At 62.2% G+C, this 22,800-nt stretch carries 23 protein-coding genes; 12 read left to right on the top strand and 11 right to left on the bottom strand.

What is annotated here, in order from left to right:
* Positions 1-631 precede the first annotated feature (631 nt).
* The gene (locus tag GVL52_RS24240) at positions 632-1,795 is read right to left on the bottom strand and encodes a M20 aminoacylase family protein (protein ID WP_160011825.1); all 1,164 of its coding nucleotides are present in this window, start codon (positions 1,793-1,795) and stop codon (positions 632-634) included.
* Positions 1,796-1,951: 156 nt separating this feature from the next.
* Between GVL52_RS24240 and GVL52_RS24235 the strand changes: the two genes are divergently transcribed.
* Positions 1,952-3,067, top strand: coding sequence for a D-alanyl-D-alanine carboxypeptidase family protein (locus GVL52_RS24235; RefSeq protein WP_160011823.1), 1,116 nt, complete (start codon positions 1,952-1,954; stop codon positions 3,065-3,067).
* 26 nt (positions 3,068-3,093) lie between these two features.
* Positions 3,094-4,296, top strand: coding sequence for a GTP-binding protein (locus GVL52_RS24230; protein ID WP_160011821.1), 1,203 nt, complete (start codon positions 3,094-3,096; stop codon positions 4,294-4,296).
* A gap of 27 nt (positions 4,297-4,323) precedes the next feature.
* On the opposite strand, the gene GVL52_RS24225 is transcribed toward GVL52_RS24230, so the two are convergent.
* From GVL52_RS24225 to GVL52_RS30495, 5 genes are all read right to left on the bottom strand, one after another.
* Positions 4,324-4,551 carry a sulfurtransferase TusA family protein gene (locus tag GVL52_RS24225; protein WP_160011819.1) on the bottom strand — a complete coding sequence of 76 codons (228 nt, stop codon included), beginning with the start codon at positions 4,549-4,551 and terminating at the stop codon, positions 4,324-4,326.
* Entirely contained in the window at positions 4,551-5,801 is a 1,251-nt protein-coding gene (locus tag GVL52_RS24220) for a murein L,D-transpeptidase family protein (protein ID WP_160011817.1), read from the bottom strand. The genes GVL52_RS24225 and GVL52_RS24220 overlap by 1 nt, the downstream gene beginning before the upstream one ends.
* 195 nt (positions 5,802-5,996) lie before the next feature.
* A complete protein-coding gene (locus GVL52_RS24215; RefSeq protein ID WP_160011815.1) occupies positions 5,997-6,950 on the bottom strand; it encodes an acetyl-CoA carboxylase carboxyltransferase subunit alpha in 954 nt (317 codons plus the stop codon).
* 63 nt (positions 6,951-7,013) lie between these two features.
* Positions 7,014-7,967, bottom strand: a complete 954-nt coding sequence (gene xerD, locus GVL52_RS24210; protein ID WP_160011813.1) for a site-specific tyrosine recombinase XerD — start codon at positions 7,965-7,967, stop codon at positions 7,014-7,016.
* Positions 7,968-7,971: 4 nt separating this feature from the next.
* On the bottom strand, positions 7,972-8,148 hold the full coding sequence (locus GVL52_RS30495) for a hypothetical protein (protein WP_200847888.1): 177 nt from the start codon (positions 8,146-8,148) through the stop codon (positions 7,972-7,974).
* Positions 8,149-8,294: 146 nt separating this feature from the next.
* Here GVL52_RS30495 and GVL52_RS24205 point away from each other — a divergent pair, with 146 nt between their 5' ends.
* The 4 genes from GVL52_RS24205 to GVL52_RS24190 all read left to right on the top strand — a co-directional run bounded on the left by GVL52_RS24205 (position 8,295) and on the right by GVL52_RS24190 (position 11,873).
* Entirely contained in the window at positions 8,295-8,882 is a 588-nt protein-coding gene (locus GVL52_RS24205) for a shikimate kinase (protein WP_160011811.1), read from the top strand.
* Positions 8,882-10,012, top strand: a complete 1,131-nt coding sequence (gene aroB, locus GVL52_RS24200; RefSeq protein ID WP_160011809.1) for a 3-dehydroquinate synthase — start codon at positions 8,882-8,884, stop codon at positions 10,010-10,012. Before GVL52_RS24205 ends, aroB begins: the two co-directional genes overlap by 1 nt.
* Complete coding sequence (locus GVL52_RS24195) at positions 10,009-11,319, top strand: HlyC/CorC family transporter (RefSeq protein WP_160011807.1); 1,311 nt, start codon at positions 10,009-10,011, stop codon at positions 11,317-11,319. Before aroB ends, GVL52_RS24195 begins: the two co-directional genes overlap by 4 nt.
* Positions 11,320-11,393: 74 nt before the next feature.
* A complete protein-coding gene (locus tag GVL52_RS24190; RefSeq protein ID WP_160011805.1) occupies positions 11,394-11,873 on the top strand; it encodes a DUF2938 domain-containing protein in 480 nt (159 codons plus the stop codon).
* 82 nt (positions 11,874-11,955) lie between these two features.
* Here the strand turns inward: GVL52_RS24190 and GVL52_RS24185 are convergent, their stop codons facing one another.
* Positions 11,956-12,237: a BolA family transcriptional regulator gene (locus GVL52_RS24185; RefSeq protein ID WP_160011803.1), complete on the bottom strand. Its 282-nt coding sequence runs from the start codon at positions 12,235-12,237 to the stop codon at positions 11,956-11,958.
* Between the two features lie 105 nt (positions 12,238-12,342).
* Between GVL52_RS24185 and GVL52_RS24180 the strand changes: the two genes are divergently transcribed.
* The 5 genes from GVL52_RS24180 (at position 12,343) to GVL52_RS24160 (ending at position 17,907) form a co-directional block, all read left to right on the top strand.
* Positions 12,343-12,957, top strand: a complete 615-nt coding sequence (locus GVL52_RS24180) for a J domain-containing protein (protein WP_160011801.1) — start codon at positions 12,343-12,345, stop codon at positions 12,955-12,957.
* A gap of 313 nt (positions 12,958-13,270) precedes the next feature.
* Positions 13,271-14,263 carry a cobaltochelatase subunit CobS gene (gene cobS, locus GVL52_RS24175; RefSeq protein WP_160011799.1) on the top strand — a complete coding sequence of 331 codons (993 nt, stop codon included), beginning with the start codon at positions 13,271-13,273 and terminating at the stop codon, positions 14,261-14,263.
* 12 nt (positions 14,264-14,275) lie between these two features.
* Entirely contained in the window at positions 14,276-16,177 is a 1,902-nt protein-coding gene (gene cobT / locus GVL52_RS24170; RefSeq protein ID WP_160011797.1) for a cobaltochelatase subunit CobT, read from the top strand.
* Between the two features lie 6 nt (positions 16,178-16,183).
* Positions 16,184-17,197 carry an esterase-like activity of phytase family protein gene (locus tag GVL52_RS24165; RefSeq protein WP_200847887.1) on the top strand — a complete coding sequence of 338 codons (1,014 nt, stop codon included), beginning with the start codon at positions 16,184-16,186 and terminating at the stop codon, positions 17,195-17,197.
* Positions 17,198-17,295: 98 nt separating this feature from the next.
* A complete protein-coding gene (locus GVL52_RS24160) occupies positions 17,296-17,907 on the top strand; it encodes a hypothetical protein (protein ID WP_244619264.1) in 612 nt (203 codons plus the stop codon).
* A 79-nt stretch (positions 17,908-17,986) separates the two neighbouring features.
* On the opposite strand, the gene GVL52_RS24155 is transcribed toward GVL52_RS24160, so the two are convergent.
* Positions 17,987-18,877, bottom strand: coding sequence for an SDR family oxidoreductase (locus tag GVL52_RS24155; protein WP_160011795.1), 891 nt, complete (start codon positions 18,875-18,877; stop codon positions 17,987-17,989).
* Between the two features lie 128 nt (positions 18,878-19,005).
* On the opposite strand from GVL52_RS24155, the gene GVL52_RS24150 reads away from it, so the two are divergent.
* Positions 19,006-19,971 carry an AraC family transcriptional regulator gene (locus tag GVL52_RS24150; RefSeq protein WP_160011793.1) on the top strand — a complete coding sequence of 322 codons (966 nt, stop codon included), beginning with the start codon at positions 19,006-19,008 and terminating at the stop codon, positions 19,969-19,971.
* A gap of 15 nt (positions 19,972-19,986) precedes the next feature.
* On the opposite strand, the gene GVL52_RS24145 is transcribed toward GVL52_RS24150, so the two are convergent.
* The 3 genes from GVL52_RS24145 to rpmB form a co-directional block, all read right to left on the bottom strand.
* On the bottom strand, positions 19,987-21,435 hold the full coding sequence (locus GVL52_RS24145) for an amidohydrolase family protein (protein WP_160011791.1): 1,449 nt from the start codon (positions 21,433-21,435) through the stop codon (positions 19,987-19,989).
* A 209-nt stretch (positions 21,436-21,644) separates the two neighbouring features.
* Complete coding sequence (locus GVL52_RS24140; RefSeq protein ID WP_160011789.1) at positions 21,645-22,280, bottom strand: queuosine precursor transporter; 636 nt, start codon at positions 22,278-22,280, stop codon at positions 21,645-21,647.
* Between the two features lie 121 nt (positions 22,281-22,401).
* Positions 22,402-22,704 (bottom strand): 50S ribosomal protein L28, encoded by a 303-nt coding sequence (gene rpmB, locus GVL52_RS24135; RefSeq protein WP_160011787.1) that lies wholly within the window; start codon positions 22,702-22,704, stop codon positions 22,402-22,404.
* Between the last annotated feature and the right edge of the window lie 96 nt (positions 22,705-22,800).

The following is a 22,800-nucleotide window of genomic DNA, read 5'->3' as shown; positions in this document are numbered from 1 at the left end:
CACAGCTGTCCATTATTTCATTTATTCAGCAACTACTTGCTTAACTAACGCTGATGGACGGACGACCGAACCGAGGCATCTGCGGCAAACGCACCGAAGGGTTTGCAAAAACCCGGCCGCACCGCCGTCCTCGCCGAGCGCTAATTGAAGCAAGGCCTCAAAAGCCTGTTGATCACCACGGGCAGTCAAGCTATGCAGGGGCGTTGTCCACGTAGCTCAGCAGGATAGAGCACAGGATTCCTAGAGATAATTGGGGGCTGCACTTGGAAACTGTGCAGTCGATCTGCTCAAAGTCGGGGAACGCTTCGCTGAACTCTCAGCATGCCAATCCCGAGCCAAGCTTCGGAGAAATCCGTTGAAGGTGTAGAGACTGGATGGGTAGCACCTAAAGGCTTCGGCCCATGGTGAAGGGACAGTCCAGACCACGAACGTCCTCGGACGGCGGCCAAAGCCGAAGTGGTATGAATCCTGGGGTCGGAGGTTCGAATCCTCTCGTGGACACCATTTTCCTGCAAATTTTATCGGCAAGAGCAGCCGCCGGCTGGCTTCGGCCAATCCTGTAACAACCCGCAGAAAAGAAAAAGGACCCGAAAATTCAAGTCCTCTTCGATGTCACGCTATCGACGACACCTCAGCCGCCGAGGCGCTGTTCTGCCAGCCGCACCCAGTAGGAGATGCCGTGGCTGATGGCTTCGTCGTTGAAGTCGTAGGCCGGGTTGTGAAGGCCCGCCGTATCGCCGTTACCGATGAAGATGAAAGCGCCGGGGCGGGCGTTCAGCATATAGGAAAAATCCTCGCCGCCCATCATCGGATCGACATCGGCATTGACGTTGGCGGCACCGGCGATATCGGTCGCAACCGCCGTCGCATAGGCGGTCTCGTCGGCGTGGTTGGATGTGACCGGATAGTTGCGGTGAAACGCGATTTCTGTTTCCGCATCATGCGCCGCCGCCACGCCGCTGACGATCTGCTTGAAACGCGTCTCGGCCTGGTCTCGCACCGCTTCATCGAGCGTCCGCACCGTGCCGGCAAACGTCGCTTCATTGGGAATGACGTTGTGGGCAAAGCCGGCGTTGAATTTGGTGACGGACACGACCACCGAGCGCAGCGGATCAACATTGCGTGATGCGATCATCTGCAGGTTGGTGATGATCTGCGTCGCGATGGCGATCGGGTCGATCGTGCGGTTCGGCTGCGCCGCATGGCCGCCGCGACCTTTGACGGTCACCGTGAACTCGTCGGTCGCCGCCATGATCGGCCCCTTGCGGATGGCGAACTGGCCGACGGCAAGGCCGGGCATGTTGTGCATGCCATAGACCTCTTCGATGCCGAAGCGCTCCATCATTCCGTCCTGGACCATCAGGTTGCCACCGCCGCCGCCCTCTTCGGCCGGCTGGAAGATGACCGCGACATTGCCGTTGAAGTTGCGCGTCTCGGCCAGGTACTTCGCCGCCCCCAGCAGCATCGCCGTGTGGCCATCATGCCCGCAGGCATGCATTTTGCCCGGTATTGTCGATGCCCAGGGCATTCCGGTGATTTCGGTGAGCGGCAGCGCATCCATGTCGGCGCGCAGGCCGATCGCCCGCGATCCTTCGCCCTTGCCCCGGATCAGTCCGACGACGCCGGTGCGGCCAATGCCGGTGACGATCTCGTCGACGCCGAACGCCTTTAGCTTTTCCGCCACGAAGGCTGCGGTTTCCTCGACCGCGAACAACAGCCCCGGGCGCTCATGAATGTGCCGGCGCCACTCGGTCACTTCGGACTGAAGCTCGGCGGCTCTGTTCAAAATCGGCATGCTTGCTTTCCCTGCTGAAAATCGAAACCCGCGGCAATGAACGGTGGAGATATCATGTCTCGCAAATAAGTTAGACAATGACCTTTGCCATGTCATGGCCATATACGTTAAATAGGGGAAACTTTCGAGACATCCGGAAATCTTTAAGGACAAACCGTGTCGACGCGCCAGAACCGCTTGCTTGCCGCCTTGCGGCCGATCACCATCGCCGCTTCCGCAGCTGCCATCGCTTTCTCCGCAACCTCTCAGGCCTATGCAAATCCGCATATCCTGGTGGATGTCCAGAGCGGTCGCGTGCTCGAGCATGACGAGGCTTTCCGCAAGTGGTACCCGGCATCGCTGACCAAGCTGATGACCATCTACACCGTGTTCGATGCCATCCGCTCCGGCCAGATCAGCGTCGATACCCCGATCGCCATGAGCAAGCGCGCCGCCGCCCAGCCGCCCGCCAAGATGTATTTCAAGCCCGGCCAGAAGCTGACGCTGGACAGCGCCATCAAGATCCTGATCGTCAAGTCCGCCAACGACATCGCGGTGGCCGTCGCCGAAGCCGTCGGTGGCACGCAGGAAGCCTTCGTTCTCCGCATGAACGCAGAGGCCGTCAAGCTCGGCATGACCGATTCGCACTTCATCAATCCGAACGGGCTGCCCGGCAAGGGCCAGTACACCACGGCCCGCGACCTCGCGATCCTGTCGGTGGCGCTGCGCCGCGACTTCCCGCAATATGCCGGCTATTTCTCGCTGGAAGGCATCACCACAGGCACCAAGAATGTACCGGCCATCAACATGCTGATCGGCCGCTTTGCCGGCGCTGATGGCATGAAGACCGGCTTCATCTGTGCGTCCGGGTTCAACCAGATCAGCTCCGCCACCCGCAACGGCCGCACTCTGGTCTCCGTCGTGCTCGGCACCGACAGCCTTGCCGCCCGCGCCGACAATTCCGCCGACCTGCTGCAGAAGGGTTTTACCGCGCAATTCCCCGGCACCGATACGCTGGGCTCGCTGAAGCCCTACGGCGAAGGTCAGGATCAGGTAACCGATATCACCGCCGAAATCTGCAGCGCCAAGGGCGCCAAGATCCGCAGCGAAACCCGCGATGAAGTCGGACGCATGAAGATCCACTCGCCCTATATCCAGGAGATGGATCACGAACCTGCTTTCTCCTATGCCGGTCTGATCCCCGGCCAGAACGAACCGCAGCCGGACAAGCTGGCAACGGCCGATACGATCGCCAACGTCCCGATCCCGATGCCGCGCCCGACCTCCTTTTAAGGCCAGACTGACAAGGCAAGACTGACATGAGCGTAGCCGCCGACCGGATTCCGGTCACCATTCTCACCGGATTTCTCGGTGCGGGAAAATCGACGCTGCTGAACCGCATCCTCAAGGATCCGGCAATGTCGGACGCCGCCGTGATCATCAACGAGTTCGGCGATGTCGGCATCGACCATCTGCTGGTCGAGAGCTCCGGCGACGCGATCATCGAGCTGTCGGACGGCTGCCTCTGCTGCACCGTGCGCGGCGAACTGGTGGATACGCTCGCCAACCTGATGGACGCCATCCAGACCGGCCGCGTCAGGAAGGTCAGCCGCGTCGTCATCGAAACCACCGGCCTTGCCGACCCCGCCCCGGTGATGCAGGCAATCATGGGCAACCCTGTCATCGCAGACAGTTTCGAGCTCGACGGCGTCGTCACCGTTGTCGATGCGGTCAATGGCCTGCAGACGCTCGACAATCACGAAGAGGCCGTCAGGCAGGTGGCCGTCGCCGACCGCCTGATCGTCTCGAAGAAGACCTTGGCCTCGCCCGAGGTGCTTTCAAGGCTCGAAGCCCGGTTGCGCACGCTGAACCCGCGTGCGGCATGGATGGATGCCGACGACACAGAGACCGGCACGGCGGCAACGCTGGTCAATGGCCTCTACGACCCGGCCACCAAGAGCGCCGATGTCGGCCGCTGGCTGCGCGACGAGGACGCCCACGAGGCGCATCATCATCACGGGCATGATCATGATCACGGCCACCACCATGGCGACGACCACGGCCACGGCCATGCTCACCACCATCATCCCCACGCCCACGCCCACGCCCACGACGACCAGAACCCGCATGACGTCAACCGTCACGACGCCTCGATCCGCTCCTTCTCGATCGTCGAGGACAAGCCGATCGATCCCATGGCACTCGACATGTTCATCGACCTGCTGCGCTCGGCACATGGCGAAAAGCTGCTGCGGATGAAGGCGATCGTCTCGATGTCGGACCGGCCGGACCGGCCGCTGGTGCTGCACGGCGTCCAGAGCATCTTCCACCCGCCGAGCCGCCTGCCGGCCTGGCCGAACCCGGATGATCGCCGCACCCGTATGGTGCTGATCACCAAGGACCTGCCGGAAGCCTTCGTCAAGGATCTGTTCGACGCCTTCCTCGGCAAGCCGCGCATCGACATGGCCGACCGCGCCGCCCTCAACGACAATCCACTGGCAGTTCCGGGCATGCGATTTTAAGCACTCCCTGAAATGAGCCGCTGAGGGTTACGTCTTGCGGATGAGAAACCGGTGACCGCTCTCGGTCCTCTCGGACTCAAGCAGTTCGTGGCCGTCCTGATGGCAGAAATGCGGGATGTCGATCCCGGCCAGCGGATCGGTGGTTTCGACGCGCAGGAGCGTGCCGCTGGGCAGCGACGATAGCTTCTTGCGTGTCTTGAGAACCGGCAGCGGGCATTTCAGCCCACGCAGATCGTAGCCGATGGCCGAAGCCATCAATCGCTGCCCCAGAACTTCCAGAACGGCTTCTTGGAAGCAACTTCGATCGATTCCTGCGGCTCGACCGGCGCAAACGCCGTCGCCGTCGTCGGCTCGGTCGTAGCCAGCGGGTTGGGCGTCGGTACCGGCACGGATGCTGGATCGACGATCGCCACAGCGGTGGAAGCCGCTGCCGTCGGCACGGCGGTCGGCGTGGAGCCGGTCACGGTGTTCGATGCCACAGACGTTGCCGTCTTCGTGGCCATCATGTCTTCCAGCTCGGCAACCTTGACCATGCGGCCGGCCTCGAGCGAGGTTCCGGTCGGCGCATAGGCCAGATCGTGGCCCTTGCGCTGCTTGGCAACCACGGCCTTGCGCTCGGCTTCCGATGGATCGTACCAGGCCATGCCGTCGAACTGCTTCGTCGCCTTGGCATAGGCCAGATCATAGGTCTTGGAATAAGAGGCAAGCGCTGCCGTCAGCGCCGGCGGTGTCGACATCTCGGGGCACTTGCCGCCCGGATTGAACACGCCACTGGTCTGCTGGTTGAAGACATACTTCTTCTCGCAGACATTCACCTCGGGCGGACGCTTGGTCACTTCGAAATTGTCGTAGCCGACCTTCAGCATTTTCCAGAAGTCGATATTCTCGTTCATCCGGTGCTTGACCATGTTGTCGGCGGTCATGCGGAACGGGAAGGCCTGCAATTGCACCGTCTGCTGGCCGCCCTTGAGGGCGTCGCGGGCAAAGGCGTAGATCTCAAGCACCTGCTGGTCGGTCATCGAATAGCAGCCCGACGACGAGCAGGCGCCGTGGATCATCAAATCCGTGCCGCTGCGGCCGTTGACCGAGTCATAGCGGTTCGGGAAGCCGGTGTTGATGGCGAGGTAATACTTGGAATTCGGGTTCAGGTTGGCGCGGCTGAGATTGTAGAAACCCTCCGGCGCCTGCCGGTCGCCCTGCTTCACCTTGGGACCGAGACGGCCCGACCAGGCACAGATCTTGTAGTCGGCGATCTTGTCGAAACGATTGTCGGTCTTCGCCTTCCAGATCTCCAGCGCTCCTTCTTCCTTGAAGATGCGGATCATGATCGGCGAATTGCGGTCCATGCCCTTGGCGCTCATCTCCGCCAGGATGCGGGATGGCAAGGGCTGCTCGACCTTGTTCTTGACCTTGGAAAGGTCGATCTGCGTGGTTTCCAACGCGTCGTTGCAGCCGGCCAAAGCCAGCGCCATCAGGGAAACATAGGCAAAATGACGAAAGCGCATTCAAACTAGCCCAATAACGAGATGCGACCCAATCCGATTTGCGAGGCCACGAAGAAGCGAATCATTGGCCCAATCTGGTTGATAAAACCTTAATGAGCATGTCGCGCACCCACGACCCCCGCAAGTACCAAAGCTATTGATAACACTAATGTGGCCAAGGTTTGGCCCCAATAGACAGTAAGCCGCGGACCTTGCTTAGAGATTACGGCCCATGTTCAGGAACTTCTGGCGGCGATCGTTGCGGATCTGCTCGCCCGAACGGCTGGAAAGTTCGCCCAGCGCATTGGCAATGACGTCGCCGGTCGCGGCAATCACGCTGTCCGGATCACGATGCGCGCCGCCGAGCGGTTCGCCGATGATCCCGTCGATGATGCCGAGCGACTTCAGATCTTCCGAGGTGATCTTCATGTTGGTCGCCGCTTCCTTGGCACGCGCGGAATCGCGCCACAGGATCGAGGCCGCACCCTCAGGGGAGATCACGCTGTAGATCGAATGTTCGAGCATGTAGACGCGGTTGCCGGTGGCAATCGCAATCGCGCCGCCCGAACCGCCTTCGCCGATGACGACGGAGATGATCGGAACCTTGAGGCCGAGGCACATTTCCGTCGAGCGGGCGATGGCTTCCGCCTGGCCGCGCTCTTCGGCGCCGACGCCGGGATAGGCACCAGCGGTATCGACCAGCGTGATCACAGGCAGGCCGAAGCGATCGGCCATCTCGAGCACACGGATCGCCTTGCGGTATCCTTCCGGACGGGCGCTGCCGAAATTGTGCTTCAAACGGCTCTTGGTGTCGTTGCCCTTTTCCTGGCCGAGAACGGCGACCGGCTGGCCGCGGAAGCGGGCAAGACCGGCCTGGATCGCGGCATCCTCGGAAAACTTGCGGTCGCCGGCCAGCGGCGTGAATTCCTGGAACAGCGTCTTGGCATAATCGACGAAGTGCGGCCGCTGCGGATGACGCGCGACCTGGGTCTTCTGCCAGGCATTCAGCTTCGAATAAATGTCGAGCATCGCTTCGCGAACGCGAACTTCCAGCCGGCCGATTTCATCGGACGTGTCGATGCTCTCGTCTTCCGAGGCGATCTTCTTCAGTTCGACGATCTTGCCTTCGAGGTCGGAGATCGGCTTTTCGAAGTCGAGGTAATTGTGCATGAGGTGCGTTTCCGTTCCTTGTGCCGAGCGCATATTTCATTCGTGCGCCCTTTGTTGCCGGTCCTATTCCTGCTTTTTCGCCTGTTTGGCAAGAGGGTGATGCGTTTGCACCAGTTGTTGGAGCCTTTCTTCCAGCACATGCGTGTAGATTTGTGTGGTGGAAATGTCCGAATGACCAAGCAGTTCCTGCACCACGCGCAAGTCGGCGCCGTTGGCCAGCAGGTGGCTCGCAAAGGCGTGCCGCATCACGTGTGGCGAGATCATAGATGGGGTCAGCCCCGCCCGGATCGCAAGGTTTTTCAGATCCCGCGCAAACACCTGCCGCGCCAGATACCCCTCTTTCGAGGCCGCCGGAAACAGCCACGGGCTTTCCTGTGGATGTTTGGCCGCCGCGTTCTCGGCTGCCATCATCGACCCGTAAAGCTTGAGTGCGGCAATCGCCGATTGCGACAGCGGCACCAGCCGTTCCTTGTTGCCCTTGCCGCGAATGATCAGAAACCGCCCCTCCTGATCGAGCACCCGTGCCGGCAGCGACACCAGCTCGCTGACGCGCATGCCGGTGGCATAGAGCAGCTCCAGCAGCGCCAGCATTCGCAGCCGCTGCAGCTGCCCGGCGGCCGGGTCCTGCGCCTCCTGCTCGGCCTGCTCCAACAGCCTGCCGACCTCGTCGACACCCATCGTCTTCGGCAGCGGCCGGCCCTTTTTCGGCGCATCGAGAATGCCGGTCGGATCGTCGGTGCGCAGGCCCTCGGCATAGAGGAATTTGTAGAACTGCCGCATCGCCGCCAGCCGCCTGGCCTGCGACGACGGCTTGAAGCCCTGGGCTGCGAGCGATGCCAGATAGGCGGAAAGATCAGGCGACGCCGCTTCCGTCAGCCGCACGCTGCGGCCGCTCAGAAACGAATGGAGATCGTCGAGATCGTGTTCGTAGGAGGTCAGCGTGTTCTTCGCAGCTCCCCGCTCGGCGCTCATCATCTCGAGAAAGGATTCGACGTGAACGCGACTGAGATCCCTCATCGCATCACTTCTTGGCCGGGCTGATGGCACCGGTGGAGGGCGGATTGATCCGCTCGGAAGGAATGCGGATCGTCACGTCGCGCTCATTCGGCTCGACGAAAGTCACAAGCGCCCACATCGTTCCGTATATCGCTCCGGCGATGACCGCCAAAACGGCGAGAAATCGGAACAGACTTGGCATTCAACAACTCCCTGGCTTCGCTTCTTTATGAAGAAGCCTGTTTGCAAGTGCAAGAAGCGGCTTTTGAACCATGATTCCCTTGCCCCCGACTTGACGCTACACCTGCATTTGTCGATACCGTTCGCAAACAAAGTGTGAATGGACCAATGAACGACCCAGTTCTGATCGTTGCCGATAGCCTGAGAGACAGAGCTCGCGCTGCGCTTGGTTCGCGCAACCTGATCCTCGTCGGGCTGATGGGCGCCGGCAAGTCCTCGGTGGGCCGCATTGTCGCCACCCAGCTCGGCATCCCCTTCGTCGATAGCGATGCCGAAATCGAGCGCGTTTCGCGCATGTCGGTCACCGAACTGTTTGCGTCCTACGGCGAAGACGAGTTCCGCGCGCTCGAAGGCCGGGTGATGAAGCGGCTGCTGAAGGGCGGTCCGCGTGTCGTCTCCACCGGCGGCGGCGCCTTCATCAACGACCGTACCCGCAAGCATATCAAGCGGGGCGGCGTCTCCGTCTGGCTGAAGGCCGAGCTCGATGTCTTGTGGGAACGCGTCAACAAGCGCGACACCCGCCCGCTGCTGAAGACCGAAAACCCGAAGCAGACGCTGGAAAGCCTGATGAACGCCCGATACCCGATCTACGAGCTGGCCGACCTCACCGTCATGTCGCGCGATGTGCGCAAGGAACAGATGGCCGAGGAAGTGCTGAAAGCCGTGATCGCTTCCCGAACCGAAAGTGCAGCCTGATGACCGCGATTGCCGCCTCCACCGACCGCAAGGTTCACGTGCCGCTTGGCGAGCGCGCCTATGACATCCTGATCGGCCCCGGCCTGATTGCGCGCGCCGGCGCCGAAATCGCGTCACGTCTCAAGGGCCGCAAGGCCGCCATCATCACCGACGAGAACGTCGCGCCGCTCTATCTCGAAGCGCTGGTCGAAAGCCTCAACGCCGCCGGCATCGCCTCCGCCAGCCTGGTGCTGCCGGCCGGCGAGAAGACCAAGAGCTTCGAACATCTGATCACCGCCTGCGACAAGGTTCTCGAAGCCCGCATCGAGCGTAACGATTACGTCATCGCACTCGGCGGCGGCGTCATCGGCGACCTCTCCGGTTTTACCGCCGGCATCGTGCGCCGCGGCGTCCGCTTCGTGCAGGTGCCGACCTCGCTGCTATCGCAGGTGGATTCCTCGGTCGGCGGCAAGACCGGCATCAACAGCCGCCACGGCAAGAACCTGATCGGCGTCTTTCATCAGGCCGATCTGGTGCTCGCCGATACAGATGTGCTGAACACGCTCTCCGAACGCGAATTCCGCGCCGGCTATGCCGAAGTTGCCAAGTATGGTCTGATCGACAAGCCGGAATTCTTCGCCTGGCTTGAGGCCAACTGGAAGTCGGTCTTCTCGGGCGGCTCCGCCCGCATCGAGGCGATTGCCGCCAGCTGTCAGGCCAAGGCCGACGTCGTGGTTGCCGACGAGCACGAGAACGGCCAGCGCGCTTTGCTCAATCTCGGCCACACCTTCGGCCACGCGCTGGAAGCCGCCACCGCCTACGACAGCGCCCGCCTTGTCCACGGTGAGGGTGTGTCGATCGGCATGGTGCTGGCCCATGAATTCTCCGCCCGCATGAACCTCGCAAGTCCTGACGATGCCCGCCGCGTCGAGCATCACTTGCGCGAAGTCGGCCTGCCGACCCGCATGTCGGAAATCCCGGGCGCGCTCCCGCCCGCAGACGTGCTGATGGATGCGATCGCCCAGGACAAGAAGGTCAAGGGCGGCAAGCTCACCTTCATCCTCACCCGCGGCATCGGCCAATCCTTCGTCGCCAATGACGTCCCGGCATCCGAAGTGTTGAGCTTCCTCAAGGAAAAGCACCCGCAATGACCCTCGAAGGCACGCTGGCATCCCTTTCCGCATACTGGCCGGAAATCCTTTCCATCGTGGCCCTCGTCCTCATGTCGGCCTTCTTCTCCGGCTCGGAGACGGCGCTGACCGCTGTCTCGCGCAGCCGCATCCACACGCTGGAAGCCAACGGCGAAGAGCGCGCCGGCATGGTCCGCCAGCTGATCGAGCGCCGCGACCGGCTGATCGGCGCGCTGCTGATCGGCAACAACCTCGCCAACATTCTCTCCTCGTCGATCGCCACCAGCCTGTTCCTCGGCCTGTTCGGCAACTCGGGCGTGGCGCTGGCAACGCTCGCGATGACCGTCATCCTGGTGATCTTCGCCGAAGTGCTGCCGAAGAGCTGGGCAATCTCGATCCCCGAACAGTTCGCGCTGAAGGTCGCCCCTGCCGTGAAGGCCTTCGTCGCCGTCGTCGGCCCGGTCTCCTCCTTCGTCAACATGATCGTCCGCTGGATCCTGTCGCTGTTCGGCATCAACCTTTCGCGCGAAGTGTCGATGCTCTCGGCCCACGAGGAGCTGCGCGGCGCCGTCGATCTGCTGCACCGCGAGGGCTCTGTGGTGAAAGCCGACCGCGACCGCCTCGGCGGCGTGCTCGATCTCAGCGAACTCGAACTCTCCGACATCATGGTCCACCGCATGGCGATGCGCGGCATCAATGCCGACGATCCGCCCGAGGTCATCGTCCGCACCATTCTCGACAGCCCGTTTACCCGCATGCCGCTCTGGCGCGGCTCCACCGACAACATCATCGGCGTCGTCCACTCCAAGGACCTGCTGCGGGCGCTGGCCGAGCGCAATGCCGAGCCGGAACAGCTCGATATCGTCAAGATCGCCCAGAAGCCGTGGTTCGTGCCCGACAGCACCAATCTCGAAGCCCAGCTCAACGCATTCCTGCGCCGCAAGCAGCATTTCGCCGTCGTCGTCGACGAGTATGGCGAGGTACAGGGCATCGTCACGCTTGAGGATATTCTCGAAGAGATCGTCGGCGACATTGCCGACGAGCATGACATCGAGATGCAGGGCGTACGCCAGGAGGCCGACGGCTCGATCGTCGTCGATGGCAACGTGCCGATCCGCGATCTCAACCGTGCGCTCGACTGGCAGCTGCCCGACGAGGAAGCAACGACCATTGCCGGTCTGGTCATCCACGAATCGATGACCATTCCCGAGGAGCGGCAGGCCTTCACCTTCTACGGCAAGCGTTTCATCGTCATGAAGCGCGACAAGAACCGCATTACCAGACTGCGCATCCGCCCGGCCGAGGAGAACGAGGTCAACCCGACCTGATCTTCCATCGACGTCCCATCACCAATTGCACGCTGCGGGAGGAGCCCGGCGGGCAGCAGCATCATGGATTTGATATGTTTGATATTTTCTGGCGCTCTGTCGTCATCGGCATCGGCGCAACCATTTTGATGGACATCTGGGCGGTCATCCTCGCCAAGGCAACAGGTGGTGCGATGCCCAACTGGGCGCCGGTCGGCCGCTGGGTCTGGCATCTCGGCAAGGGCAAGGTGTTCCACGACGACATCGGCAAAGCATCGCCCTATCGGAACGAACAGGCGCTCGGCTGGATCTTCCACTACGCTGTCGGCATTTTGTACGGCATCCTGCTGGTCGTCATCACCGGCCCCGGCTGGCTGGCGACCCCGACCTTCCTGCCCGCCTGGATCTGGGGCATCGTCACCATCGCCGGCGGCTGGTTCCTGCTGCAGCCCGGCCTCGGCATCGGCTGGGCGGCGTCGAAGACACCGAACCCCACCAAGTCACGCTTCCTCGGCCTCGTCGCCCACACTGTCTTCGGCTTCGGCCTCTACGCGACCGCACTCCTGATTCGTTGAGCCAGGAAATCCGCCCGAAACTCTTGGAGACCCCAAACCCTTGGAGAAATGCTGCACCGCGCCCATATGACGCGGTGTCAGCCTACCAGCGAACCGCTTCTCCGGGCGCTGAAGGCTCGACCGCCAGTGCATGCAATCCCGCATCCAGTTCAGGCTTCAACAGCTCGGTGATCGCCCGGTGGCGTGCCAGCCGCGTCATGCCGGTAAACATCGCCGAAACGATCCGAACCCGCATGTGCGTCTCGCCTTCCCCGGTGACATCGGGATGGTGGCCGGCATGCAGATGGCTCTCGTTGATGACAACAAGCCGCTCTGGCGCAAATGCCGCCGTCAGCTTTTCTTCGATGGAGGATTGAACTGTCATGTGCCGATCTTGCTGTCTTGCGAAAAGGGCTCCCACCAAGCCTGCAACATTCCCGTTTGTCAATTCTTGCCGTCACCTATTCTGAGCCCCATAATTAGCGCCGTCATGAGACTTGATTCCAAATACTTCGACCGCATCCGCACCCGCCGCAAACGCGAGCCGGAACCCGAGCAGGCTTCGCCAACCTGTCAGTGGGACGGATGCGCCAAAACTGGCGTCCATCGCGCACCCGTCGGCCGCAACGCCGAGGGGCAGTTCTTCATGTTCTGTTTCGAGCATGTGAAGGACTACAACAAGGGCTACAATTATTTCTCCGGCCTCTCCGACAGCGAGATCGCCCGCTACCAGAAGGAAGCGATCACCGGTCATCGCCCGACCTGGACTGTCGGCGTCAACAAGTCGGCCAAGGACAGCCCGATCCAGTCGGACGTGCGCTCCGGCGCCTATACCCGTGTTCGCGATCCCTTCGGCTTCGTCCGGGATGCCAAGAGCAGCGGCCCGCGCTTTCCCGAGCAGCGCAAGCTGAAGACGCTGGAGGCCAAGGCCTTCGACACCATGAACCTGGCAGCCAATGCCACGTCGTCCGAGATCAAGAGCCGCTACAAGGAACTGGTGAAGAAGCACCACCCGGATGCCAATGGCGGCGACCGTGGATCGGAAGAGCGTTTCCGCGCCGTCGTCCAGGCCTATCAATTATTGAAGCAGAACGGTTTTTGTTAATTCCCGTCCTTGCTCTTGGTCTTCAATCGGGTATGGTCCAAATCGGCTGAGGCCGCAGGCAACCGCGGCACGTGTTCTTGCGTTTGTCTCACAGATGCCTTGGCCAATTCCGGACGCGGCGTTTCTTGTCCGGGACTATGTTCAAGAATGCTCGCAGGCGATGATTTTCGTCGCCGCCGAGGTTTCGTTTCAGTCCCGGAGAAGCATCGCCGACGTTCAGACATGAGCGCGCGTGGACCAATCTTCGCCGCCATGATTGCGAAATGGGCTGAGACAGTATGGCAGGGTGTCAGCCACCCGCCTTGGAGACATGATGAGCAAGATTGACCTTGATATCTCGGAACTTCCGGACACCACCGTTTCTGTCAGGGAGGTCTTCGGCATCGATTCCGACATCCGCGTGCCGGCTTACAGCCAGGGCAGCGCCTATGTTCCGGATCTTGATCCCGACTATCTCTTCGACCGCGAGACCACGCTCGCCATCATTGCCGGCTTTGCCCATAACCGCCGCGTGATGATCTCCGGCTACCACGGTACCGGCAAGTCCTCGCATATCGAGCAGGTCGCCGCCCGCCTCAACTGGCCGTGCGTGCGTATCAACCTCGACAGCCATGTCAGCCGTATCGACCTCGTCGGCAAGGATGCCATCGTCGTCAAGGACGGCCTGCAGATCACCGAATTCAAGGACGGCATCCTGCCCTGGGCCTACCAGCACAACGTCGCGCTCGTCTTCGACGAATACGATGCCGGCCGCCCTGACGTGATGTTCGTCATCCAGCGCGTGCTGGAATCCTCCGGCCGCCTGACGCTGCTCGACCAGAGCCGCGTCATCCGCCCGCACCCGGCCTTCCGCCTGTTCGCGACCGCCAACACCATCGGCCTCGGCGACACCACCGGCCTCTATCACGGCACGCAGCAGATCAACCAGGCACAGATGGACCGCTGGTCGATCGTCTCGACCCTGAACTACCTGCCGCACGACCATGAAGTGAACATCGTCGCCGCCAAGGTGAAGAGCTTCGGCAAGGACAAGAACGGCCGCGACACCGTCTCCAAGATGGTCCGCGTTGCCGATCTCACCCGCGCCTCGTTCATGAACGGCGACCTGTCGACCGTCATGAGCCCGCGTACCGTCATCACCTGGGCGGAAAACGCGGAAATCTTCGGCGATCTCGCCTTTGCCTTCCGCGTCACCTTCCTCAACAAGTGCGACGAACTGGAGCGCCCGCTGGTTGCCGAACACTATCAGCGCGCCTTTGGCGTCGAGCTGAAGGAAAGTGCCGCCAACATCGTTCTGGAGGCCTAGAGCTAGCAGATCATGGCAGCGCGTGGTGACAATTCGAAAGCAAAGCCCGGTTCGCCGGTTGACGTGGAGCCGTTGCGCCGGGCGATAACCGGCAGCGTCCGCGCCATCGCCGGCGACAGCGAAGTCGAAGTGACCTTCGCCAACGAGCGGCCGGGAATGACCGCCGAGCGCATTCGCCTGCCGGAGCTTTCCAAGCGCCCGACGGCGCATGAGCTGGCGGTGACCCGCGGGCTCGGCGATTCCATGGCGCTGCGGCTTGCCTGCCACGACGAGAAGGTGCACGCGACGATGGCGCCGCAGGGCTCCGACGCGCGTGCCATCTTCGACGCCGTCGAGCAGGCCCGTGTCGAATCGATCGGCGCGCTGCGCATGGAAGGCATGGCAGCCAACATGCGCTCCATGACCGAGGAAAAATACGCCAAGGCCAACTTCTCAGGCATTGAACGCCAGGAAGATGCGCCTGTCGGCGAGGCCGTGGCGATGATGGTGCGCGAAAAGCTCACCGGCCAGAAGCCACCGGCGTCCGCCGGCAAGGTGCTCGATCTCTGGCGCTCCTTCATCGAGGACAAGGCCGGCAAGGAACTCGATAACCTCTCGAACGTGATCGCCGACCAGCAGGCCTTCTCCAAGGTCATCCGCAACATGCTCACCGCCATGGAAATGGCCGAGGAGTATGGCGACGACGACAGCGATTCTGACCAGGATGACGAATCGAACGAGGAAGACAAGCCGGGCGGCGACGAACAGGAGCAGGACGAAGTCGATGACGACGCCGGCTCCGATGCAGCCCCCGTCGAAGACAGCGAAGTCGCCGACGACCAGATGGAAGACGGCGAGACCGAAGGTGCCGAGGTCTCCGACGACGACATGATGGAAGAGGGCGACGACGATTCGGAAACGCCGGGCGAAACCCGCCGTCCGAACACGCCGTTCGACGATTTTAACGAAAAAGTCGATTACCACGTCTTTACCGAGGAATTTGACGAGACGATCACCGCCGAAGAACTGTGCGATGCCGCCGAGCTGGAGCGCCTGCGCGCCTTCCTCGACAAGCAGCTCGCCCACCTCCAGGGCGCCGTCGGCCGCCTCGCAAACCGCCTGCAGCGCCGCCTGATGGCGCAGCAAAACCGCTCCTGGGACTTCGACCTCGAAGAGGGCTACCTCGATCCGGCGCGGCTGACGCGCATGATCATCGACCCGACCCAGGCGCTATCCTTCAAGATGGAGCGCGACACCCAGTTCCGCGATACCGTCGTGACGCTGCTGATCGACAACTCGGGCTCGATGCGCGGCCGTCCGATCACCGTGGCCGCCACCTGCGCCGACATTCTGGCCCGCACGCTGGAACGCTGCGGCGTCAAGGTCGAGATCCTCGGCTTCACCACCAAGGCCTGGAAGGGCGGACAGGCGCGTGAACAGTGGCTTGCCAATGGCAAGCCGCAAACGCCGGGCCGCCTCAACGACCTGCGCCACATCATCTACAAATCGGCCGACGCCCCATGGCGCCGCTCGCGCAGCAATCTCGGCCTGATGATGCGCGAAGGCCTGCTCAAGGAAAACATCGACGGCGAAGCGCTGATGTGGGCGCATAATCGCCTGATCGCGCGGCGCGAACAGCGCAAGATCCTGATGATGATCTCGGACGGCGCGCCGGTTGACGATTCGACGCTGTCGGTCAATCCGGGCAACTATCTGGAGCGCCATCTGCGCGCCGTCATCGATCGCATCGAGACAAAGTCTCCGGTCGAGCTTCTCGCCATCGGCATCGGCCACGACGTCACCCGTTATTACCGCAAGGCAGTGACCATCGTCGATGCCGACGAACTGGCCGGCGCGATGACCGAGCAGCTGGCTTCGCTCTTCGAGGATCAGGCCGCCCAGCCACGCGGCGGACGCGCCCGCCGCGGTCGCTGATTGCGCATGAGCTTTTCCCGGCTGGCCTCTAAGCATATCGCGCAAGCAGCGATCATCATAACGACCCTGGCGGCAGGCGTGCCGCCGGCACTGGCCGATGGTCAGGCTGCGGTCAAGAGCAGTATCATCTCCGACTTCAAGATCGGCTCGAACGAAACCAGGTTCGGGCCGTTCGAATTTCTGGGCGGCCTGGAAATGGTCTCGCCTAACCGCCTGTTCGGCTCGCTCTCGTCTATCCGCTTCAAGGACGATCACACGCATTTCGTCGGCGTGCTGGACACCGGTCACTGGATGGCCGGCCGTATCGAGCGCGACCCGCAGGGCAGGCTTTCAGGCGTGGCCAATGTCGAGATTACACCGATGCGCAATCGCGCCGGACAGAGCTTCGAGGGCAAGGGCCACATGGATGCCGAGGGCGTGGCGCTGCATGGCGACCGCGTGCTGGTCTCCTTCGAACAGAACCATCGCGTCGATGCCTATCCCGATCCCGGCTTCGAGACCTCGCCTGCGATCGACACGATGCCGATCCCCTTCCCCAGGAGCGCGCTGCGCGCCAACCGTGGCTTCGAGACCATCGCCGTGGCGCCGGTGACCAGCCCATTGAAAGGCGGCACGCTGATCGTCGCCGAGCGCAGCCTGGATAAGGACGGCAATGCCTATGCCGCCATTCTCGATGGCCCGCTGAAGGGCAAGCTGGCACTCGCCCATTACGGCGACTTCGACGCCACCGACGGCGCCTTCCTGCCGAATGGCGACCTGCTGCTGCTCGAGCGCCGTTTCAACATGGCCGAAGGCATCGGCATGCGCATCCGCCGCATCAAGTCATCCGATATCAAGCCGGGCGCCGTTATCGACGGCGAGATTCTGCTGCAGGGCGACTTCATCTACCAGATCGACAACATGGAAGGCCTCGACGCCTTCACGGCTGCCGACGGCACCACCCATGTGATCCTCGTCTCGGACGACAACCACTCGATCCTGCAACGCAACCTGATGCTCGAATTCCGGCTGGTGGAATAGCAACGGCGACGGCCGCCTTGGCGGCGATATGCGCGATGCTGTCCTGATATCTTTCGGGGGATAACGGCAACAACCGGACTACAGCCGAAGGTAGTATCTTGATTTTCATCTCGCCTGATTTATGGTTGCAGCAGGAGGAGATGATGCGATTACCAGTTGTTTCCCTATTGTTGAGTTTGTCGAGCATGGGCACAGCTCTCGCTTGCCCATTGGATGACATGCTCAAACTTTGCATTGCCAGCGGTGGCAGTCTCTCCGCCCTGCATCAGGGTGTGAAGCAGGGAAGCTGGACGTTGCAGCCGGGTGCCGTTTACGCCTCTTCGCTATCAGCGCCGTCCACGGGCAACGAGCTTTACACAATGCCGAGCGGCCTGCAGTTCTTCGTCAACTACCAGAACTACACCAACCTCTTCTCCTCGACCTGCTCGCTGAATTTCACCGGGGCGACAATGAAGCCAGGTGTTGAAGATCTGCATTGCTCCGCGCCTCAACTCGCGGCCTTCGAGAAAGCGCTGGAGGAAGCTCCCCTCGGCAAGATAACGAAAGAGGACAAGGCCACCGGCACCACCTATCTGATCGAGGGCGAGCACCGCTGGCTGACAGCCTTCGTCTCGACCGAGGATATCTCGCAAGGCCTGGTGAACGGCTGGGTCGAGACGTCGGTCGCTCAACCCAACAAATCCATGGCTTCCGGACCGGACATCCACTGACAGCGCTGCCCAACGACCGCTCCATGCGGTGAAGGATCGGCCCGACAGACCGGTCCCTTTCATGCTGGCCAGGAAGCGATCACGCCTCGAAATAAATCGGCCGGTCGAGATCGGCAATCAGCCCTGGATGTGTCGGCTGCCATCCCAGCACTTCGCGCGTCTGGACACTTGAGGACCGGTTGTTGATCGAGGCGAAGTGGGCGAACCAACCGAAATGCCCGGCCGCCTCTTCAGGCGACATCGAGACAGCAGGCAGGCCAAGCCGCTTGCCGATCACCTCGGCGATCTCCCGAAACGGAATACCCTCTTCCGCCACGCCGTGATAGCGCGCACCGGCCTCGCCCTTTTCCAGCGCCAGCCGGTAGAGACGACCGGTATCCAGCCGATGTACGGCCGGCCAATGGTTGAGACCCTCGCCGATATAGGCCGAGACGCCCTTCTGTCGCGCCATGCCGATGACGATCGGCACGAAACCATGGTCACCATCGCCATGCACGGACGGAGGAAGGCGGATCACAGAAGCGCTGAGGCCATCTCCCACCATCGCAAGCGCCGTCTGTTCCGACACCCGGGGAATGGCCGAGGACGACGGGGCAATCGTGTCTTCCGTTGCAAGGCTGCCCGGCGCCAGCAGCCCGGTGCCCGATGTCACGACCACGTGCCGACCAGAGCCGGCGAGAACCTCACCCATGGCCGCGATGGCGCGCCGGTCGATCTCGCAATTCTCCTTGAATTTCGAGAAGTCGTGAATGAAACCGGTGTGGATCACACCATCGGCAGCCGCAGCGCCACTGCGCAGGCTGTCGAGATCCTCGAGATCGCCGCGATGAACGTCGGCGCCAACCGCCGACAGCGCCGCCGCCGAGGCATCCGAGCGGGCAAGCCCAAGCACCCGATGGCCGGCCTGAACGAGATCCTGAACGACGGCCGAGCCGACAAAACCGGTGGCACCGGTAACAAAGACGCGCATGACGATATCTCCCTGCTTGCTGTGTAACGGCCGCCGCAGCAGCCGTGTCGATCGAAAGCTATGGGATTGAGGCAATACGGTCCATGTTGTATGATCCGCGATACCTTCGCGATCGTCCGGGAAACGTCATGGATCCGCTCTCCAATGTGCTGTCACTGCTGAAGCCGCAGAACTATCTCTCCGCCGGCATGGAGGCTGGCGGCGCATGGGCCATCCAGTTCCCCGACCAGCAGGGCGGCATCAAATGCGGTGCTGTCGTCTCGGGCGAGTGCTGGCTATCCGTGGACGGCGTGCCCGATCCGGTTCGCCTGCATGCGGGTGACAGCTTCCTGCTGCCGAGCGGCCGTCCGTTCCGGCTGGCTACGGATCTTGCGCTGGAACCGGTGCCCGCATCGACGATCTTCTCGCGCCAGCGCAAGGGCAGCATCGTCTCGTTGAACGGCGGCAGTGACTTCTCGCTGGTCAGCAGCCGCTTCGGTCTTGCCGGCAATCACGCCGACATTCTGCTGCGCATGCTGCCGCCGATCGTGCTGTTGCGCGACGAGGCGAGCCAGCGGGCGCTGCGCTGGGCGGTCGAGCAGATGATGCAGGAATTGCGGTCGCAGCAGCCGGGGGGCTTTCTCATCGTCCAGCACCTCGCCCACATGATCCTCGTGCAAGCCCTGCGTTTGCACCTGGCAGACCGATCCCGAACCGGTGTCGGCTGGCTCTTCGCGCTTGCCGACCGGCAGATGAGCATGGCGATAGCAGCCATGCACGACGACCCCGCCCGTCGCTGGACCCTGCAGGCGCTGGCCACGCGGGCCGGCATGTCGCGCTCTACCTTCGCCCAGAAATTCAAGGAAACCGTCGGCACCTCGCCGATGGACTATCTCTCGCAGTGGCGCATGCTGCTCGCCGGCGACCGGCTGGAGAACTCCAGGGACCCGATCTCCGTCATCGCCCCGTCGCTCGGCTACGAATCCGAAGCGGCCTTCAGCACCGCATTCAAGCGCATCATGGGCTGCTCGCCACGGCAATACGGCCGCAACCGCTACCCGGCAGCCGATGCGCAAGCGGCCAATACCAACAGGTTTGGACCGCTTGCCGGGTGAGCGTCACGCCGCCGCCTATGCGCTCAACGCATTCTTGTAGATCCTGCCGTCCTTGATGATGACGGCGAGGCTCTTTTCGGGATCGCTCAGAAGATCGATGTTTTCGAGCGGATCGCCATCCACCACCAGCATGTCGGCAAATGCGCCCGGCTCCAGCACCCCGAGCTTGCCCTGATACGGGCTGCGGGGGCCGCTGAGAGCAAGCAGTTCCGCATTGGTGGAGGTCGCCATCTGCAGGATTTCGGCATTGGAGTACCAGCGGCTGAGATGGGTCAGCATCGTCCCCTGCCGCGCCGTCATCTCGGCCGAAAACAGCATGTCGGAGCCCCACGCCGTCTTGATCCCGTGCTTGCGGGCGAGATCGTAGGCAACGGGTGTGGCCGCGAACACCTGTTGTATCCGCTCGGCGGACGGGCCGGTCAGGGGAACGGTGTCATCGGCCGTCAGAAACGGCTGGATGCTCAGCCACACGCCCTTCTCGGCCATCATCCCCGCCGTCTCCTCGTCCATCAGATGCGCATGCTCGATGCAGGCGGCACCCGCCGCGATCGCCCGCTGCACGGTTCTGGGGGCGTAGGCGTGAACAGCGACATAGCTGTTCCAGTCGTTTGCGACGGCGACGGCGACACGCAGGTCCGCCTCGCTGAAGGTGGTCATGTCGAGCGGGCTGCGCGGCGAAGACACGCCGCCGCCGCCGACCATCTTGATCTGCGATGCGCCCTGCATGAACTGCTCGCGAACCCGAAGCTGCACCTCGCCGGCGCTATCGGCAATCATCGCGCCCCCGGATTTCTCGGCAATGCTCAGCTGAGCGAGTGTGCGCGGCACCTCCGAGAGCATGCGCAGGTCGCCGTGGCCGCCCGTCGTCGTGATCATTGCCCCTGAAGGAAAGATGCGGGGACCCGAAATGACGCCGTTGTCGATCGCCTGCTTGAAGGTGAACACCGGCCCGCCCATGTCGCGCACGGTGGTAAAGCCGCGCATCAGCGTGCGCTGCGCCTCGGCCGTCGCTGCCGTGAAGATGGCGCCCGGCTCCCCCGTCGCCGCAACGACGACCGGAATGGCCGCGAACAGACTGTGCCAATGCACATCGATCAGACCGGGCATCAGCGTGCGGCCACCGCAATCGATGACGGTCGCGCCATCGGGCGCCGGATTATTCCCGGTGTCGATCGCTGCAATCCTGCCGCCTTCGATCAGCAGCTGCATGCCGGATCGGGAGATAGCCGACTTGCCATCGAACAGCCGGGCCTGCTTCAACAACACCTTGCCAGGCGCCCGCGGCGTCTGCGCAAAGCCAACGGACGATCCTGCTGCCGCAAACAGCGTGGCCCCAAGCCCGGCGAGAACGCCGCGCCGCGTCAGGTCTTCAAGCCGGCGCGAAGCCAGCTCGATCTCGGGCGAAAGACAGCCGCAACCAAGATCATGCACGAGATGTTTGTATTTTCCACCCAGGCGTAACATTGCCTACTCCCCTCCTCACCCCCGCAGTCAGTCAACGGCTACACGGGCATGCAACTATAGGGGTATCATGATCCAACAATCTGGCATTGTCCAGAAAGGCAGAAGCGGGGTCCGGAAACGCAGAAGCCGGGCTGCAGATAGGTAGCAGCCGGGATCACGCTCGGTCGCCAAGCGTGATTACCCGGATATTGTTGCGGAAAATCCGTCGATCAGTTGGCGCGCGCTGGCTGGTTTGGCCGCAGCACGCTCATCAGCGCGCCATAGGGCAGCAGCATCACCAGGCCGACGATCAGCTTCACCCAGAAATCGCCGATCGCCCAGGAAACCCAGCGCGGGGCCTCTGTGGTGAACACGCCGAGAACCGGAGAGGCTTCAAGCGCGAAAGGATCGTTCGCACCGAAGAATACGAAAAAGGCGGCAAACGCGAAGGAAAAGAAGATCACCGTGTCCAGCATCGAGCCCAGCAGCGACCCGACCAACGGCGCCCGCCACCACACCTGGCGGCGAAGCCGGTTGAACAAGGAGATATCGAGCAGCTGCCCGGCCAGATAGGCCGAGCCGGATGCGATCGCGATGCGCGGAACCGAGGTGAAGAAGGAGAGCGCAACGCCGACCACGAAGCCCGCAAACACCACCTTGCGCGCGGCCTTCGGGCCGAACTGCCGGTTGGTGAGGTCGGTGATCAGGAAGGCGACCGGATAGGTGAAGGCACCCCAGGTCAAAAGATCGGCCAGATTGATGCCGGCGAACGTCACGTTCACGGGGAACTGGACGAGGAAATTCGAGGCGACGACGACCAGCGTCATCAGGGCCACATAGATAAGGGTAGAGCGCATCGTCAGCATTTTTTTATCCTGGGGTATGCCACCAGTTGGAGGAATGAGCCGGCAAAGCAAAAGGCCTGTACGGATATCATCCGTGCAAGCCTTTTGAAGCCGTATCGCGAACAGTCAGTCGTTGCCCGAATTAGGCAGCAGCGACAGCCGCTTCAGCGGTCTTCTTGACGATCTGGCGGCGCAGCAGACGAGCGCGCATCGACAGTTCACCTTCGCTTGCCTTGATCAGGAAAGCATCGAGACCACCGCGATGCTCAACGGTACGCAGAGCAGCAGCCGAAACGCGAAGACGGTAACGCTGGCCGAGCGAGTCGGAGATCAGCGTAACCTGGCACAGGTTCGGGAGGAACCGGCGCTTGGTCTTGTTGTTGGCATGGCTGACATTGTTGCCAACGAGGACTGCCTTGCCGGTCAATTCGCACATGCGGGACATGGGACACCTATTCTTGTTTTTCTCGGCCATCGATTGCGGTCTCGCGCAAAGTCGAGCTTGCAATCCAACAGGCCATGATTGGAAAGTTGCGGTTCT

It is taken from the genome of Rhizobium sp. 18055 (genome assembly GCF_902706285.1).
GTDB lineage: Bacteria > Pseudomonadota > Alphaproteobacteria > Rhizobiales > Rhizobiaceae > Rhizobium.
The sequence above is the reverse complement of the archived record's forward strand: the minus strand, read 5'-3'. Positions and strand labels throughout refer to the sequence as shown.

Coding starts and splice junctions, on each gene's coding strand:
- GVL52_RS24240 (WP_160011825.1), bottom strand. CDS start 1,795: ATGCCGATTTTGAACAGAGCCGCCGAGCTTCAGTCCGAAGTGACCGAG.
- GVL52_RS24230 (WP_160011821.1), top strand. CDS start 3,094: ATGAGCGTAGCCGCCGACCGGATTCCGGTCACCATTCTCACCGGATTT.
- GVL52_RS24225 (WP_160011819.1), bottom strand. CDS start 4,551: ATGGCTTCGGCCATCGGCTACGATCTGCGTGGGCTGAAATGCCCGCTG.
- GVL52_RS24220 (WP_160011817.1), bottom strand. CDS start 5,801: ATGCGCTTTCGTCATTTTGCCTATGTTTCCCTGATGGCGCTGGCTTTG.
- GVL52_RS24215 (WP_160011815.1), bottom strand. CDS start 6,950: ATGCACAATTACCTCGACTTCGAAAAGCCGATCTCCGACCTCGAAGGC.
- xerD (WP_160011813.1), bottom strand. CDS start 7,967: ATGAGGGATCTCAGTCGCGTTCACGTCGAATCCTTTCTCGAGATGATG.
- GVL52_RS30495 (WP_200847888.1), bottom strand. CDS start 8,148: ATGCCAAGTCTGTTCCGATTTCTCGCCGTTTTGGCGGTCATCGCCGGA.
- GVL52_RS24205 (WP_160011811.1), top strand. CDS start 8,295: ATGAACGACCCAGTTCTGATCGTTGCCGATAGCCTGAGAGACAGAGCT.
- aroB (WP_160011809.1), top strand. CDS start 8,882: ATGACCGCGATTGCCGCCTCCACCGACCGCAAGGTTCACGTGCCGCTT.
- GVL52_RS24195 (WP_160011807.1), top strand. CDS start 10,009: ATGACCCTCGAAGGCACGCTGGCATCCCTTTCCGCATACTGGCCGGAA.
- GVL52_RS24190 (WP_160011805.1), top strand. CDS start 11,394: ATGTTTGATATTTTCTGGCGCTCTGTCGTCATCGGCATCGGCGCAACC.
- GVL52_RS24185 (WP_160011803.1), bottom strand. CDS start 12,237: ATGACAGTTCAATCCTCCATCGAAGAAAAGCTGACGGCGGCATTTGCG.
- GVL52_RS24180 (WP_160011801.1), top strand. CDS start 12,343: ATGAGACTTGATTCCAAATACTTCGACCGCATCCGCACCCGCCGCAAA.
- cobS (WP_160011799.1), top strand. CDS start 13,271: ATGAGCAAGATTGACCTTGATATCTCGGAACTTCCGGACACCACCGTT.
- cobT (WP_160011797.1), top strand. CDS start 14,276: ATGGCAGCGCGTGGTGACAATTCGAAAGCAAAGCCCGGTTCGCCGGTT.
- GVL52_RS24165 (WP_200847887.1), top strand. CDS start 16,184: ATGAGCTTTTCCCGGCTGGCCTCTAAGCATATCGCGCAAGCAGCGATC.
- GVL52_RS24155 (WP_160011795.1), bottom strand. CDS start 18,877: ATGCGCGTCTTTGTTACCGGTGCCACCGGTTTTGTCGGCTCGGCCGTC.
- GVL52_RS24150 (WP_160011793.1), top strand. CDS start 19,006: ATGGATCCGCTCTCCAATGTGCTGTCACTGCTGAAGCCGCAGAACTAT.
- GVL52_RS24145 (WP_160011791.1), bottom strand. CDS start 21,435: ATGTTACGCCTGGGTGGAAAATACAAACATCTCGTGCATGATCTTGGT.
- GVL52_RS24140 (WP_160011789.1), bottom strand. CDS start 22,280: ATGCTGACGATGCGCTCTACCCTTATCTATGTGGCCCTGATGACGCTG.
- rpmB (WP_160011787.1), bottom strand. CDS start 22,704: ATGTCCCGCATGTGCGAATTGACCGGCAAGGCAGTCCTCGTTGGCAAC.